General features: G+C 60.5%; 11 protein-coding genes. All 11 read right to left on the reverse strand.

The window, feature by feature from the left end; genetic code table 11:
* Nucleotides 1-30 precede the first annotated feature (30 nt).
* Nucleotides 31-585 (reverse strand): helix-turn-helix domain-containing protein, encoded by a 555-nt coding sequence (locus J3R75_RS14735; RefSeq protein ID WP_307262996.1) that lies wholly within the window; start codon nucleotides 583-585, stop codon nucleotides 31-33.
* An 82-nt stretch (nucleotides 586-667) separates the two neighbouring features.
* Nucleotides 668-1,456: a fumarylacetoacetate hydrolase family protein gene (locus tag J3R75_RS14740; protein ID WP_307262999.1), complete on the reverse strand. Its 789-nt coding sequence runs from the start codon at nucleotides 1,454-1,456 to the stop codon at nucleotides 668-670.
* Nucleotides 1,457-1,645: 189 nt separating this feature from the next.
* A complete protein-coding gene (locus J3R75_RS14745) occupies nucleotides 1,646-2,371 on the reverse strand; it encodes an ABC transporter ATP-binding protein (RefSeq protein ID WP_307263002.1) in 726 nt (241 codons plus the stop codon).
* A gap of 69 nt (nucleotides 2,372-2,440) precedes the next feature.
* Nucleotides 2,441-4,465: an OPT/YSL family transporter gene (locus J3R75_RS14750; protein ID WP_307263004.1), complete on the reverse strand. Its 2,025-nt coding sequence runs from the start codon at nucleotides 4,463-4,465 to the stop codon at nucleotides 2,441-2,443.
* 29 nt (nucleotides 4,466-4,494) lie between these two features.
* Complete coding sequence (locus tag J3R75_RS14755; protein WP_307263006.1) at nucleotides 4,495-9,351, reverse strand: FtsX-like permease family protein; 4,857 nt, start codon at nucleotides 9,349-9,351, stop codon at nucleotides 4,495-4,497.
* A gap of 154 nt (nucleotides 9,352-9,505) precedes the next feature.
* Nucleotides 9,506-10,279, reverse strand: a complete 774-nt coding sequence (locus J3R75_RS14760; RefSeq protein ID WP_307263008.1) for an ABC transporter ATP-binding protein — start codon at nucleotides 10,277-10,279, stop codon at nucleotides 9,506-9,508.
* A 76-nt stretch (nucleotides 10,280-10,355) separates the two neighbouring features.
* Nucleotides 10,356-11,831: an ABC transporter permease gene (locus J3R75_RS14765; RefSeq protein ID WP_307263011.1), complete on the reverse strand. Its 1,476-nt coding sequence runs from the start codon at nucleotides 11,829-11,831 to the stop codon at nucleotides 10,356-10,358.
* A 75-nt stretch (nucleotides 11,832-11,906) separates the two neighbouring features.
* Nucleotides 11,907-12,293, reverse strand: coding sequence for a PqqD family protein (locus J3R75_RS14770; RefSeq protein ID WP_307263013.1), 387 nt, complete (start codon nucleotides 12,291-12,293; stop codon nucleotides 11,907-11,909).
* A 5-nt stretch (nucleotides 12,294-12,298) separates the two neighbouring features.
* Nucleotides 12,299-13,177: a hypothetical protein gene (locus J3R75_RS14775; RefSeq protein ID WP_307263015.1), complete on the reverse strand. Its 879-nt coding sequence runs from the start codon at nucleotides 13,175-13,177 to the stop codon at nucleotides 12,299-12,301.
* Between the two features lie 209 nt (nucleotides 13,178-13,386).
* On the reverse strand, nucleotides 13,387-14,184 hold the full coding sequence (locus J3R75_RS14780; protein ID WP_307263018.1) for an amidohydrolase family protein: 798 nt from the start codon (nucleotides 14,182-14,184) through the stop codon (nucleotides 13,387-13,389).
* A gap of 459 nt (nucleotides 14,185-14,643) precedes the next feature.
* Nucleotides 14,644-15,288: a hypothetical protein gene (locus tag J3R75_RS14785; protein WP_307263020.1), complete on the reverse strand. Its 645-nt coding sequence runs from the start codon at nucleotides 15,286-15,288 to the stop codon at nucleotides 14,644-14,646.
* Between the last annotated feature and the right edge of the window lie 7 nt (nucleotides 15,289-15,295).

Raw genomic sequence — 15,295 nt, forward strand, 5'->3', positions numbered from 1 at the left:
CTGCGGCGTTGGCAGAGGGCTGGCTGTTGTTCAGTTATTGATGACGGTGAGGAATTTGGCGGGTCCGCCGACGGCGCGTTGGCCGTGTGGGATGCGCGGATCGAAGTAGAACGAGTCGCCTTCGCCGAGTTCGAATTCGTGTTTGCCGAGGACGATTTTGATTTTGCCGGCGAGGACGAGGTTAAATTCCTGGCCGGTGTGGGTGACCAGGGCGGGGGCCTTGTCGTCGTCATATTCGTCGAGGCTGACGAGCATGGGTTCCATGCTGCGGTTTTTGAAATTGAAAGCGAGGGACTGGAAGTCGTAGCCGGGGAAGCGTTCGACCTTGACGCCTTCGCCTTTGCGAACCAGCGAGTAGTTTTCCATGCGGGGCATATCGCCGGTGAGCAGAACGGTGAAATCGACGTGGAAGAGTTCGGCGACGGCATTGAGGGTGCTGATGGGTATGGACTGCTGGCCGGTTTCGTACTGGCGGAAGGTGTCGAGGGCGATGCCGAGTTTGTCGGCGACTTCTTCCTGGCTGAGGCCGAGGATTTCACGCAGTTCGCGGACGCGGGCGATGATATCGTCGGGTTTGTGAGACATGAGGTGGGTTTTCCTTATTCGCTGGTGCTGGCGGAGTGGCTGGCGGCTTTGTTTCACTATTGTCCGTCGCGCCGCCGGCGTTTTACTGCTGTTTGACGACGGGGTTGCGGAGGGTGCCGATGCCCTCGATGCTGACTTCGACGACATCGCCGTGTTTGAGGTACACGGGCGGGTTGCGGGCCATGCCGACGCCGTCGGGGGTGCCGGTGAGGATGATGGTACCGGGCAGGAGGGTCATGGCGTGGCTGAGATAGCTGATGAGATAGCGGCAGTCGAACATCATGTTGGCGGTGGTGGACTGCTGCATGACCTGGCCGTTGAGGCGGGTGGAGATGGTCAGGTTGTCCGGGCTGAGGTCAGTTTCGATCCATGGGCCCAGTGGGCAGAAGCTGTCGAAGCTCTTGCCGCGGGCCCACTGGCCATCGAGTTTGAGCTGACAGTCGCGGGCGGAGACGTCGTTGGCGCAGGTGTAGCCGAGGACGTAGTCGAGGGCGTCTTTTTCGCTGACGCAGTGGGCGTTGCGACCGATGACGACCGCCAGTTCGGCTTCGTAGTCGACGGCGTCGGGGGCTTGCGCGGGCAGGACGATGGGCGCTTCCGGGTTGGTGAGGGCGGTGGTGGCCTTGATGAAGAGCAGGGGGCGTTCTGGGCGGGCCGAGCTGGTTTCATTGACGTGGGCCAAGTAATTGCGGCCGATGGCGAGGATGTTTGGCGGGCTGACCGGTGCCAGCAGTTTGAGGTCGCTCAGGGGAAGCGTCTTGCCGCTGACCTGGATGGACTGGAAGGGCGCGGCGTCTAGAATATCGACGGTGTCGTCGTGGATGAGACCGTAACGGATGGCTTTTTCATGTTGGAAGCGGCAGATACGCATGGCGGTGGTCCTTTCTGACTCCGGCGCCGGGCAGGGCCAGTGGGTGCTCTGTGCGGCAGCTTCTTCGTAGGGTGTGCCGCGCGCTGGCGGCGGCGATTTTCTGGTGGCTTCGGTCTTTGCTAGCAAAACGCCGCCGGCAGGACGTGTCCGGCGGCGGCGTGGGGGGCTGCGTGTGCTGCGGGCAGTGGATTAGTTGACGACACCGATTTTGATATTGAGGTCTTCGCGGCGTTCGAGGCGGTCGACGGCGCCGTCTTTGATCCAGAGAATACGGTCGGAGGTGGCCAGCATTTTATGATCGTGAGTAGCGGTGACGACGGTGACGCCCAGGCGCCGGGAGAGATCGGCGATGAGGTTGATGATTTCCTCACCGGTGTTGAGGTCGAGGTTGGCGGTTGGTTCGTCGGCGAGGATGATGGCCGGCTCGTTGGCAAGGGCGCGGGCGATGGCGACGCGCTGCTGCTGACCGCCGGACATTTCGTCGGGGCGGTGGTCGAGGCGGTGTCCCAAGCCGACCATTTCGAGGACTTCGACGGCGCGTTTGTGCGCCTTGTCCGGCTCGACGCCGCTGAAGAGCAGGGGTAGGATGACATTGGAGATGGCGTCGTAGGCGGGGAGGAGGTTATAGGACTGGAAGACGTAACCGATGTGGTTGCCGCGGAAATGGGCCAACTGCCGCGGCGTCAGCTTGGTCAGGTTGACGCCGGAGACTTCGACCATGCCGGAGCTGGGCGTATCCAGCGCGCCGATCATGTTGAAGAGGGTACTTTTGCCGGACCCGGAAGGACCCATGATGGACAGGTACTCCCCGCGGAAGATTTCCAAGTTGATGTCTTTAAGGGCGTGGACGACGGTCTTGCCGAGGTTGAAGACCTTGTTGACATCCTTGACTTTGATGAGGGTTTCTTGGCTCATATTGGACTTGCTCTCGGTTGGTGTTGCCCGGCTGATAGGTGATTGCGGCGGCGCTTGGCGCGGTGCGGTTTAGAAGGGCAGTTTGATGACGGCCTTGCTGAGGAAGGTGACGCCGACGCCGACGGTGGTGATGAGGCCCATGCCGCAGGAGAAGCCGGCGGCAACGACGGGGATGTACTGGCGCCACTTGAGTTTCAGACGTTTCTTGAAGTAGAAGTGGCCGATGAGGGCGCCGATGAACTGTGGCAGGATGGAGTGTGGCAGGCTCTGGCCGAGGCCGCGGACCACACCGTAGGTGAGCATGATAGGTGCGCCGATGACGCTCATGCCGCTGAAGAGGATGACGCCAAAGATGGCACCGAAGCCCAGGTAGGTGACATTGAAGGCTTGTTCGAACATGGAGTATTCGCCCATGGTTGACGAGTACATGATACAGGCGTTGGCGGCGTTGAGTTCCCACATTTTCTGGGCGAATGGGTAGGCCACCGAAGGAATCTGATCGAGGCCCCAGATGAAGTTCATGAAGAAGATAGTACTGAGGAGAATGAGGGGGAAGAGGATGATCTTCGTCTTCCAGATACTAGTGAACTTGGTACCGGTGAGTTCACACTGGCGGTAGAAGACGGTCATGGTGCCGTAGTTGGCGATGGGCAGGGGCAGGAACCAGACGGCGACGCCGTGGTAGCCGCTGAGGATCAGCGCGGCCTCGCGGATCATGGGGACTTCGACGACTTGGCCGACCATTCCTTCCAGGCGGGCGGTGACGTAGCTGATGATCGGCGTGTAGACATAGCCGAGGAGGAGGAGGACGATCAGCACGTTGCGGATGTCATCCGTCCAGCCGCCGTGATGCCAGACCAGCAGGCCAATGGACACGACGGTGTAGGACGCAGTGACCAGGAAGTAGCAGAGGATAATCGCCCAGGCGCCGATGTCGCCGCGGCCTTTGGGGACGTCTTTCCAGGCGCCTTTCTTGACCTGGCCGATGGCTTTGAGACGGCGTTTTTCGCGGTTGCCCTTGACAATGCTTTTGACAACCTGGTAGATGCCGGCGATGGCGATGGCGACGGCGATGCCGATATGCAGGCTGAAGTAGAAGTCGATGTTATTCTTGAAGAGGGTGGAGATGGTGTCGTCACCGAATTTCCAGTTGCTGAGGATACCGCGATTGTAGAGGATGGGGTTGATGACGACGGTGATGATGAGGCCGATGAAACTGCCGACCATGCCGTAGAAGGGCATAACCATGCCAGTGACGATGTTGCCGAAGTCCCAGGAGATACCTGTGGCGACAGCGTGGAGGTACTGGCCAGTCTTGCCCGTGAAATCAGAGAAAGGAATGGGGAAGATCTGGATGGCGGTGCCGGTGAGGGCGCCGCTGATGACCGGCAGGAAGAGGTAGATGGAACCGAAGGCAAGGCCGAGCGCGCCGCCGATGGCGAAGACGCGCCAGCGCCAGGAATTCTCGGCGTCCTTGCTGGTTTTGGCTTCGATGTCTTCAGCCATGGCCATGATGCCCTGGGCGCCGATCGGCGCCATCGGGAAGGGCAGTTTTTCCATATCGCTGGCGACGCGGAAGAGGCCGTAGCCCAGGACGAGGTTGGAGAGCTGGCCGACGAAGGAGCCGAAGAGCATCATGAGGATGACGGGCAGCCAATCCATGTGGAAGAAGGTACGTTTAGCATAGGAGTCGGACTCGATGGGCGGTGCCCACCAGCGCGGGATTTGATCGACGATGCCGTTGGCGGCGGCGGCGTCACTTTGGGCGAAGAACTGCTGCCAGAGCAAGCCGCCGGTGGTGGCGGCGCCCATCATGGACCCGGCCATGAAGAAGAGGACGAAGATTTCGGAGCGATTGAGGTAGCGGTGGGCTCGGCGGGCGACCTCAATGAAGAGGATGACCGTCACCCACTGGGCGGCGGAGCCGATGCCGGTACCGGCCAGCAGGCCCATGTAGATGGCGCCAGGCACCATCAGCAGGGCGACAAAAATGGCGCCAAACAGGGCCGACCAGCGGAAGCCTTCTTCAAAAGTCGAAGGCACCTCCATGATGCGGCGAAACTCGTCTAATTCTTTATCTACGCGGTGTTCCATGCTCGTATTTCCTCACCCTGGTGAATGATCTATTGATTGTTTTCGGCTCCGAGGCTCGTCAAAGTCCTCTGGCGGTAGAGTTCCATAGTCTGGCGGGGTATGGAGCGCCAGATGAGGAACTGCTGCCGCAAGTCGTCAAGGAAGACTTTGTTGAGGCGTTGCCAATCCTTAGGCTGACCGGAAATACGTTTGAGGACGACGCGGACCTCGTCAATGCCGGCGATTTCGCTGGGTGTGCTGCGCAGAGAGAAGCTCTGGCTGACACCGAGGTCGAAAGGCGCGAGGGCGAGGTTGGCGTCCAGTCCGAGTTCGCCGTTAGCTTCTTTGACGAGTTGGACATTGCTGGTCATGAAGCGTCCGAGGCCGGTGTCGGTGTGGTTGCCGAAGTGTTCCTGGAGGAAGCTGACGACGCCGGTGATGTCATACTGTGAGACGGTGAAGGGGAAGACCAAGTCCATAATATCGCCCTGGGGTTCTGGTGGCCGCCAGATGCGCATGAGTCCGGGGTTGGCGGACTTGGAGGCCTTGATGGCTGGGTACACGGAAGAAATCAGCACGGTGGCCATGACGATGAGGATGGTGACGATGGTATTGGTGGAGGACATGTTCATCTCGGGCACGCGGACGAGGCCGAATTCGGAGGCGACGCCGAGGAGTTTGAGGGTGCCCTGGGCGAGCAAGTAGCCGCCAAGGCCGCCGATGAGGGCATAGACCATGGATTCGGCGAAGAAGAGGGTGGCGACGTGCCTGGGGGCAAGGCCGAGGGCGCTGAAGGTGTAAATTTCCTTTTTGCGGTCGGCGACGGAACCGAGCATGGTGCCGAAGATGACCAGGCCGCCGAGGACGATGGGGAAGAAGAGGTCTTTGGCGCCGCTGGCCTTGAGGACCGTGCCGAGGAGGTGGCGGTAGACGCCATTCTGGCGGGTGGCGGGAATGGGGAAGGGGAGGATACGGGCGAGGTTTTCGGCGGTTTCGATCGCCTCGGAGCTGTCTTCGGTGTAGATAATCAGGCCGTAGAGGGAGGCGCCGAGGGTCTTGGCGGTGTCAGCAGAAACCACGGCGACCTGATCGACTGGCAGGCTCGCCCAGTTTTTCTGCGACATCATTTCCATCTCTTCCTCGCCGTCCACGTTGGTGGGCTGGGTGGAGGAGGTTTCGGTGAAGTCAGCGGGGAGGATGCTGCTGGTGTCCATGTCTTTGGCGGCCGAGAGCATGACAGCGTCAAGGAGTTTGCCGACGGTGAGACGGCGGCCGCGGAAGAGCACCTGGTCGCCGGGTTCGACTTCAAGGACTTTGGCGACGGCGTTGGTGATGAGGATGGTGTTGTCATCGACGGCGCCGAAGTAGTCGCGGAGGTCTTCGCGCTGGTTTAGTTCGTCGGGTTCGATGCCGAGGACGCCCTTGATGGTGAGGGGCTTGGAGGCGTCTGTACGGCTGACCAGGAGGCCGGGGTTGTCCTGGGTTTTGGGTGAGATCCAGAGGCGGCGGCAGACCGTGAGTTTGGGCCAGCGGCCTTTGATGATATCGCGGAGGTCTTCGCTGAGCGGGTTCCAGTTGACGTTGTGAACGAAGGCGCCGCTGTAGGCCGGGTTTGGGGCGGCGAAGAGGGTGACGACGCCGGACTGGGTGCCGAAGGAGGCGAAGCAGAGGATAGTGAAGGTTAGCAGGATGATGGTGATGGCGGTGAGGGCGGTACGGGTGGGGCGCCGGCGCATGGTGGAGATGCCCATCTGCATAGCGGCCATAAAGGTACTGACGTTGGAGACGTCATTGACGTGGACGGTGGCGGTCAGGCCCTGGATGGCTTTGAGTTCGTACTCGAATTTGCGCATGATGATGAAGATCACCATGGTGGACATGACGACGATGGCAAAGCCGAGGAAGATAATGATGGGCGTGTTGGCGATGGCGAAGGCGGGGTGGGTGAGGTAAAGGATGGTGAAGGTCATCGCGAAGAAGAACACAAACCAGTAGATTTGCTTGTAGATGGTGGTGGCGCCAATGATCACGCGTTCCAGCGCGAAAGCGAAGGGGACGGAGAGGCCCAGCAGGATTAGCACCGCGAAGACCAGGTCGTCCAACATGGAGCGGACTTTCTGGTAGACTGGCCGGGAGGCCCAGAAGGAGGTGGTGGTGAGGGCTTCGCGGCGCAGGGGCGTGGTGTCGGGCTTGGCGGCTTCGAGCAGGATGTCTTCAGAGCGGCCATGGAGTTCGGCCAAGGAGGAGTCGAGGATGCCCTTGGCGCGGAGGATGTCCATGCGGGATTCGTTGAGGCGCCAGAGGTCGGACGAAGAGCGGGCGGCGGCGTTGATGGCGATGGGGTCGCCGATCATGGAGAAGCCATCGCCGATTTGTTCGTCGGCAGCGGGGGTGTTGTCCAGGAACTGCGGGCCGTTGTTGAGGCCGACCATCTGGCGGAGACTGAAGAGCTTGACGCCCTTTTCGCGTTCTTCGGAATACCAGCAGACGACGCCGTCGACGGTTTCTTTGAAGGACTTGGTTTTGTCGAGGTCGGAGTTGGCGCGGGCGGAGAGGATTTTGACGTCCTCGCCGGGCAGTTTGTCGGTCCGTTGCTGGGATGGGAGGACGATGCTGCCGCTGCGGGCGCGGAAGGTATTGAGGCGCCAGCGGATGTTGGGGTAGGAGTTGTCGCCGGAGACTTCGAGGATGTTGCCGGCAGGGTCGAAGATGGCTGCGAAGCCGCCGCGTGAACCCCAGGCGTTGGTGACGGGGCCGAGAGAGTAGACGCCGTTGCGGTCCGTGCGCAGCACCTGGAAGTTGTCAAAGGCCGGCGGTTTGTTTTCGTTGAAAGCGAGTGAGAAGTTGCGGTTGAGGCGGAACTGAATGATGGCGCCGGGCATGGGGGTGTTAGGGATGGAGGTCCCTTGGAGCATGCCCATGACCATGGGGCCCTTGGCGCTGTTGTCGGTGTCGAAGCTGGGAATGACGTATTCCTTGCTGGCGACGATACCGCGGCGGAGGGACAGTGCGGGTTGGTTGCCGAGGGCGTCTTCGGCGGCCGTGGGGGGCAGGCCGGGTGATGGTGCGAAGAAGCGGGCGATATCGGCTGCCTGGGAGTAGATGCGGGCGATGTCGAGTCGGTCGAGGGTGTCGTTGGGGGTGCCTTCGCGGACGGTGGCTTCCTGGACGGTGCCGAGGGCGAGGTTATAGATACCGAAGAGACCGGCGGGCTCGCCACTGTGGATGAGGAATGGCGCGCCCCAGATGACGCGGGTCTGGGGAAGGGTCTGGTCAGAGGACTCGGTGAGGAAACTGGTGGGGATATTCAGGCCGGTGAGAGTCTGGTTGGTTTTGAGGAAGGCTGCCTGGATTTTGCCGTAGAGGCCGGGGTTGTCCTGCCAGGAGTGCATGGACGATTCGCCGCCGATGATGACAGCCCAGCGATCGCTGGTGTCGCCGAGCAGCAGGGATACGTGGAGGCTGATCCAGCTGTTGCCGATCAGTTCGACAATAGCTTCGTCGGCATCGAGGCCGAGGCGTTCGGTGTCGAGTTCCTTGGCGCGCAGTTCAATATCTTCGCGGACCTCAGCGAGGATTTTTACGAGGTTTGCGGCGACTTCCGGCTCGAGGGTGATGGCGCCGCCACCGCCCTGGAGGTCGCGTTTCTGTCTGCCGATGGTGCGCTGCAGTTCATTCCAGGTGTGTTTGATGGGAGTGACTTTTGCGCGTTCGCCGCGGATTTCCTCGACGCGGGCGGCGATTTTGTCAGGGAAGCCGTCGGGATACATTTTGCGGTAGGTGAGGACTTCGTCGTTGAGGAGGTATTCCTGGTTTTTGTAGGTATGGGCGTGGCGTTGGGCCTTGTCAGCGAGGCGGTCGAGGAGGCGGCGGCGGACGGGTGAGGCGGCGGTGATGGGATTTGGGGTATCCAGCAGGAGCTTCATTTCCTTGATGAAGTTAGCCTCGTTGTCGTAGGATTCTTCGCGTTTGGCGATAGTGACGTCTTCCTTGTCGATTTCGAGGGTGCGGTAGAACATGCTGCTGCCCAGGTGTCCGCGGGACTGATTGTCGAAGAAGGCGACGAGAGTGTGTCGGCGTGGGCGGTTGGCGCTGATGTGTTCGGCGATCTGGAGGAGTGCGGCGCAGTTGACGGCGCTGCGGGCGCCGGGTGAGATGGTGGGCACTTCGCCATAGGAGTCGAGGTTTGCGGCCATGATGATGACTTCGTCTTTGCTTTGGCTGAAGACGGGGTCGGTGCCTTTGAAGAAGGCGAAGATGTTTTTGCCGATAACGGGTTCCCAGATGACGCTGCTGTTGACGGTGACCATGCCGGATTTGGGCAGATCAGCGGGGTCGCCGGGGTAGTAGTAGCGGAGGAGGTTGACGTTGCTTTCGGCGTAGTGGGGGGTGCGGCTGTCGGCATTGTCATTGCGGGTGAAGATGATGCCTTTGGCGCCCATGCGGAGCGCGCGGACCCAGCCCTGGCCGCAGTTGAAGTCGAGTACGGCGATAGCGCCTTCGACGTTGACGGCCGCGAAATCCGTGGCGGCGCCGGCGCCGACGTGGACGATGGGAGCGGTGATGCCTTCGGGCGGGGTGACGGGGGGGATAATGCCGTTGGGGCGCATGGGCACCAGCGTTAGCGGCGCACCGCCTTCGGGGGTGAGGGTGGCATTGAGGACCTTGAGCTGAGTGGTGGCGAAGGGCTGCTCAATGAAGCTGTCGGGCTGGAGTCCTTTGAGGCGTTGCCCGACATGGTCGGCTGCCTGTTGGAATTCGCTGGTGCCGCTGAGGCGGTGGGGTGTCTGGGTCAGGGTGCGACAGTCCTTGACAAAGGACTCGGGCAGAGATTGCGCGGTGCAGACGGCGACAGTGAGTACGGCGGCGATGCCAATGATCAGTTGTGATGTTGAGAAAGCTCGCATAGTTGGTTATTATCCCTTTGTCGTCCCTACTGGATCTCTTGCCTGGTCCTGGTGCTTTCGCGCCGGGAGCGGTTTTTTATATAATTTTGAGCCTGACGCCGGCCGTGGCCTTGGTTGGCTGAGTGATGTGCAGTACTTGCTGGCGGTCTGCGGTTTAATGGCCGTCGATGCCGCCGACTTCGATATGGACGTCACCGCGGTCGGCGATGCGGTCGATTTTGCCATCGCGGATCCACATCAGGCGGTCGCAAATGTTCATCATGCGGTGGTCATGGGTAGCGCAGATAATGGTCACGCCCTTTTCCTTGTTGAGGCGCTGGAGGATTTCGAGGATCTCCTGGCCGGTATGGAGGTCGAGGTTCGCGGTCGGTTCGTCGCAGAGCAGCACGCTGGGGTTGTTGGAGAGCGAGCGGGCGATGGCGACGCGTTGCTGCTGACCGCCGGACATTTCGATGGGGCGGTGATGCCAGCGGTCCTTGAGGCCGACCAAGTCGAGCAGGCCCATGCCGCGGGAACGGGCTTCGTCCGGCATGACGCCGCCGAAGGCCATAGGGGTGGTGACGTTTTCGAGGGCGGTCATGTATTTGATTAGATTGTAGCTTTGGAAGATGTAGCCGATTTTATGGCAGCGCAGGTAGGCGAGTTCTTCGGCGGTGAGCTGGGCGACGTCCACTTCATCAATGAAGACGCGGCCGACGGACGGGCTGTCGAGGGCGCCGATCATGTTGAAGAAAGTGGATTTACCAGAGCCGGAGGGGCCCATGACGGAGATGAATTCGCCCTGGAAGATTTCGATGTCCATGCCCCGCAGGGCCTCAGTGAGCACACCCTTCATGAGGTAGCTTTTTTTGAGGCCGACGGTGCGGATGATGATACGTCTGTCAGCGTTTTTCTGAGCGGCGTCGCTTTGCGGGGTGGTTTCAGCCATAGTGCACTCTTCTCAGCTAGTTATTTACATGCAAGGTTTTCATTGATGACCGGTAGGGGCGGTGACGCTGGGGGGATTACTCGACGCGCATGGCTTTCATCGGTGCGAGGCGGGCGGCTTTGAAGGAGGGCAGCACGGCGGCCACGGCGGCCAGGATGGTGCCCAGGAGCACAGACATGAGCATGCCCACGAGGATGTCGCCAATCGGAATGGCGCCGAGGAAGTTCACGCCGAAGGCCGCCAGCATGCGGCCGAGGCCGATGACGCCGCCGAGGATGGAACCGATAACGCCGCCGACGATGCCCATGAAGCAGCTTTCGAGGACGAACATGATCATGATGAAGCCGTCGAGGGCGCCGAGGCATTTGAGGGTGGCGATTTCGTTGAAGCGTTCCGTGACGGCCATCATCATGGCATTGGTGATGCCGATGCCGCAGACGAGCATGGAGACGAAGAGGAGCCAGCCCAGGCGTTCGCCGAGGCCGAGGACGCCCTTGCCGGCGTCGAGGGTGAGGCGTTCGGCGCGCAGCAGCGCGGCATTTTCCTTGCGGCCTTGGGCGAGGTCAACGAGGCGGTCGGGGGTGAGCCCCTCCGTCTTAAGGCCGCCTTCCTGCATCTTTTCGAGGTAGCGAGTAGCGAAGCGCTTGCCGTCGAGATATTTCCACATCATCATGACATTGACGTCGGCGGGGAGGATATTGGCTTGTTGGGCGATAAGCTGGCGGGTGGGGCGTTCTTCCATGCTTTCTTCGAGGGCGAGGATATCGAGCAGGCGTTGGGCTTGGTCGGCGACCAGCGGCGCGGTTTGGTCGGCGTCAAAGATAAAGCCCGCTTGGCGGATGGTGTCGCCGAAGGGGCCGTTGGCGGTGGCCAGTTTTTCGAGGATGGTTTTTCCCTTGAGGGTCTTGTTGATAACAGCGATGGCGTTACGGCGGGCGGTGATGATGGTTTTGACTTGTTTGCGGATTTCTGGGCCTTTGGCGAGCACGGCGTCGAGTTCATCAAAACTCATATCGAAGTGTACGGAGCGAATGCGTGAGAGGGCGAGCTTGAACTGCTCCATGTTCTCGGGGGTGCGGAGGCGGTTGAGGATTTCCAGGCCGGAGGCGGTGTGGATCATGGCGCGGCGCTTGGCGTAGTCGAGGCTGTTGAAGAAATCGAAGACGAAGACGATTTTCTGGGCGTGGGTCTGGAAGGCGGCCATATCGTCGTCGTTCATGGCGGCGAAGCGCTGGGTTTCGCGGTACAGATCGGAGTCGGGGCTGCAGTTGGCGACTTCGATGATGATGGACTCCTGGCTTCCCGGCGAGCTCAGTTTGGCGCTCCAGTTGTAGATGACGCGGGACGTGTCAATACGTTCGCGGGTATTGCTGGCTACGGAGCGTTTGATGAGACTTTCAGCGAGGATATTCATGAGGAAGGCGACGGCGACAACGATAACGGCGACCGTCACGGAAGCCCGGAAGAGGCGGTAGCGAATACCATCGACCGTGATGGAAATAGTCCGCCGCATGCTTAGCCACGGTTGATCAGCAATATTGATTGACTTCATGGTCCTTCCTGTTGTCCTCAGGGCTTCGTATGGTGAATAGGTTGTGAGTGAAAAGATGCCTGGCCGTGCGGGCGCTCAGTCCTTGTCCATGACGACAGCGAGGACGCCGCGTTGCACGAGCTTCTTAAAATAGTCCGTTACGCCGGTTTTCGCCTCATGAAAACTCAATTGGTACTTATCTTTAAACAAATCTATTATTTCCTCGACGTCTCGTTGGCCATCGCACCACAGCCAGAGCTGTTTGCCGACGCCGTCGAGGATGACCTCACGTTGTGGATTGTAGGGCACGAACCAACTGATGGGAGGAAACATATAACGCGGTTTTTGGGTTTTGACAACTACGCAGAGCTGATTTTCGTCGTTTTCCCGGGTAGTAGCGGCGGTGTTGCGGACGGGTCTGGCTTTGAGCATGGAGCGCCAGTTTTGGCGTTGCGGCGTGTTTTTTGGGTGGCTTTTGTCCATAGCGATTAGAATCCGCGCTGGTGATCCGCGCAGCAGGCCATGCGGATATCGGGGAGGGCGTTGGGGGCGTTTTTGGGCTGATGGGCGATACGTGAGAACATGTGCAGGCGTTTATCTTGTGGGCAGATCCAAGCGCAGGCCTGGTAATGTCGGGTGCCCCAAAGCCAGTCTTTGAGGACAGGGCGGGTGATACGGGCTTCGAGCTGCCAGCATTCGTGGCTGGCGTGGGTGGACTGGCGTCGGGACACGACGGTGTAGCCTTGGGGCAGCTTGCTCTCAAGCCATTCCTGCAGGGGCTGGTCGAGCCATTCGCTGACCATTCCCCGGCGGAGGAAGGTTTCCTGAGTGCGTTCTTTTTGATCGGCAAAGAGCATCTCGGCGTAGGCAGTATGGACGTTGCATTCGACGAGTTCGTGGTTGTCAGGAACCGTGGCGTCAATTCCGAAGGCGTGCCACTGGCGCAGGGCGTCGTCGTTTTGAGCCGGTACCCGGATGCCGTCCATAACGCGGCCCTCAAAGGCATTATTGGCTTTTTGCTCTTCAGGCCAGAGAAAAACGATTTCGAGGAGGAGGCTGCGGGCGGGGAAGAAGGCGCCGTAGCGGCTGATGGGCAGTTTGTTTTCGCGGCCGAAGACACCGTACCATGGGGCGTGTTGGACGCTGCGCAGGTCGGTGACCTCTTCGGCTTCGAGTTTTGCCTTGTAGTCGCTGACCATTCTAGCGAAGTCGGGTGGGCCGTCGACGACGGCCCAGTCGAGTTCGAAGCGGAGTTGATAGCGGTCAGCGAAGGCACAGCGGCCGGAACGGGGGTCTTTGGAGAACTGGATCAATTCCCAGTCGTCCGGAAGATCAAGATGAATGCCGTTCCAAGCCCAGGATTCCAAAAGTGACCTCGTGTGTTCGCTCGGCGCCAAGACAGCTGTCGTGCGGTGTTATGAACGGTGAAACCCGGGCTGCCAAGATTGCCGGGAGTGAAAAAGCAACTTTAGCATTTGAGTAGCTTTTTTCAAGCAATTCCTGGCCGGCAGCGGCATATCCGCTCGACATTTGCGGGTTGAGGGGTTGTGCGGATGCTGACGGCGGGGCTCTTGGCTCAGGTGAGACCGAGCTGATTGCCGGCACAGAGGATTTCTTCGAGGTCGCGGTCGCTGAGTCGCAGGCGTTGCTGGAGATGGGCGATTTCGGCGCCGGGGTCCCAGAGTGGGTAGTCGCTGCCGAAGAGGAAGAGATGGCGCGGGAAGGCCTTGAAGATAGCCTCAAGCTCTTCTTGGGCAATGGCGAAGAGGCTGCTGGAGGTATCCATGTAGACATCAAGGCCGCTGAGGGCGGCGACGACGTATTGCCAGTGGCGGTAGCCGCCGAAATGGGCCGCGATGATCTGGAGTTTGGGGAAGCGGCGTTTGATGGCGGCGACTTTCCAGGGGCAACTGGGATTCTGCTCGGGCGGCAGCAGGTCGCCGACATGGACCATCAGGGTGAAATGGCCTGCCATGGCGGCGAAGAGCGGCAACAGCGCCGGGTCGTCCAGGCGGAAGCCTTGGAAGTCGGGATGGAGTTTGATGCCGCGGATGCCGTTATCGTAGAGTCTTGCCAGTTCGCCGGCCATGTCGGGGAATTGCGGGTGCATGGTGCCGAAGGGGACCACGCCGGGGATTTTGCGCAGCGAGCAGGCCCAGTTATTGGCCGGGATGACCTGTTCGGGGGCGGTTGCTGCCGAGTGCACGAAGACCTTGTGGATGTCGCAGGCAGCCAGACGCTGCTGGAGGTCGTCCCAATATCCGCTGCCGACCGGCTTGATGCGATAATGACTTTCCAGCTGCTGCACGGCCTTTTCGGCAATCTTGGGGTGAAAGGCGTGCGTGTGCACATCGACGCGTTCCGGGGAAGACATGGGCAGAGACCTTGTGACAATAGAGTAGGGGAGGGGGCGGTAGGGGCGGGAAAAAAACTAATATAATTAAGCGGGCGGGCAAGTCAACGGTGGGGAGGGGGTGAATGGGACGTAGTGGACAAATGGGCAGGGGACAATGGGACAAATGGGCAGGGGACGTATGGGACGTATGGGACGTAGAGGACGTATGGGCAGGGGACAATGGGACAAATGGGCAGGGGACGTATGGGACGTATGGGACGTAGAAGACGTATGGGCAGGGGACAATGGGACAAATGGGACAGCGGGGGCCGAAGTGCGGATTAGGGCGCGGGCAGGGGACAATGGGACAAATGGGACAGCGGGGGCCGAAGTGCGGATCAGGGCGCGGGCAGGCGCCCAGACAAGTTGGGAATGCGTGGCTGTTAATTTGGGGTTTGGGCTGTATTTTTCCTTGCGCGAACGTCGCGGGGCGACTACTTACGACATGGCGTTCGGGCTGGTGTCATGGCCTCTAGCACAGGGGAAGCTTCCGATGCGAGAAGAACACTTTGTCATTTTGTTCATCCTTTTGGCCCTCGTCTGGGTGGTGAAGACGCTGTGGGGGCTGTACTTGATGTTTTCCATGAGCCGCGATATGCGGCGACAAGTGGCCCTGTTGCAGGAACTGGCTGCGAAGCGTCCTGGCGGTGCAAAATCGCCTTTATCCGCAGGTAACGCAGATTCAGCGGCGGCGGCAGAACCTGTTGCTGCTGCCGCTGGTGTTGCTGGTGTTGCTGGTGCTACGGAAGCGGCCAGTGGTGGCTCGCGTCCAGCCTGGGCGACGGCCCCTACTACTGCGGCTGCGGCGCCGGCAGTGGGCGAGCGGCCGTTGCCGGCATCTGCGTCCGTGTCGCCGCCCGCATTGTCGTCTGCGTCGCCAGCTGCGTCAGTTGCATCATCCGTGCCGCCGTCGTCGGTTATGCCGCCGCCGTTGCCGTTGTCGGTGTCGACTGAGGCACCAGCGGTGGATTTGCGGCCATTGCCAGTATCGTCTGCGTCGTCTTCTTCGGCCACTTCTTCGTCCGTGTCGTCGTCAGCATTGCCTGCTGGTCCGTGGTCGGCAGCGGCGGCCGAGCCGTCCATGCCGCCT

The organism is Oligosphaera ethanolica (assembly GCF_030814695.1).
GTDB lineage: Bacteria > Verrucomicrobiota > Lentisphaeria > Oligosphaerales > Oligosphaeraceae > Oligosphaera > Oligosphaera ethanolica.

What these genes read in the sequence shown, in the direction of transcription:
- J3R75_RS14785 (WP_307263020.1), bottom strand. Translation starts at nt 15,288, where the DNA reads ATGGACGGCTCGGCCGCCGCTGCCGACCACGGACCAGCAGGCAATGCT.
- J3R75_RS14780 (WP_307263018.1), bottom strand. Translation starts at nt 14,184, where the DNA reads ATGTCTTCCCCGGAACGCGTCGATGTGCACACGCACGCCTTTCACCCC.
- J3R75_RS14735 (WP_307262996.1), bottom strand. Translation starts at nt 585, where the DNA reads ATGTCTCACAAACCCGACGATATCATCGCCCGCGTCCGCGAACTGCGT.
- J3R75_RS14770 (WP_307263013.1), bottom strand. Translation starts at nt 12,293, where the DNA reads ATGGACAAAAGCCACCCAAAAAACACGCCGCAACGCCAAAACTGGCGC.
- J3R75_RS14760 (WP_307263008.1), bottom strand. Translation starts at nt 10,279, where the DNA reads ATGGCTGAAACCACCCCGCAAAGCGACGCCGCTCAGAAAAACGCTGAC.
- J3R75_RS14755 (WP_307263006.1), bottom strand. Translation starts at nt 9,351, where the DNA reads ATGCGAGCTTTCTCAACATCACAACTGATCATTGGCATCGCCGCCGTA.
- J3R75_RS14765 (WP_307263011.1), bottom strand. Translation starts at nt 11,831, where the DNA reads ATGAAGTCAATCAATATTGCTGATCAACCGTGGCTAAGCATGCGGCGG.
- J3R75_RS14750 (WP_307263004.1), bottom strand. Translation starts at nt 4,465, where the DNA reads ATGGAACACCGCGTAGATAAAGAATTAGACGAGTTTCGCCGCATCATG.
- J3R75_RS14740 (WP_307262999.1), bottom strand. Translation starts at nt 1,456, where the DNA reads ATGCGTATCTGCCGCTTCCAACATGAAAAAGCCATCCGTTACGGTCTC.
- J3R75_RS14745 (WP_307263002.1), bottom strand. Translation starts at nt 2,371, where the DNA reads ATGAGCCAAGAAACCCTCATCAAAGTCAAGGATGTCAACAAGGTCTTC.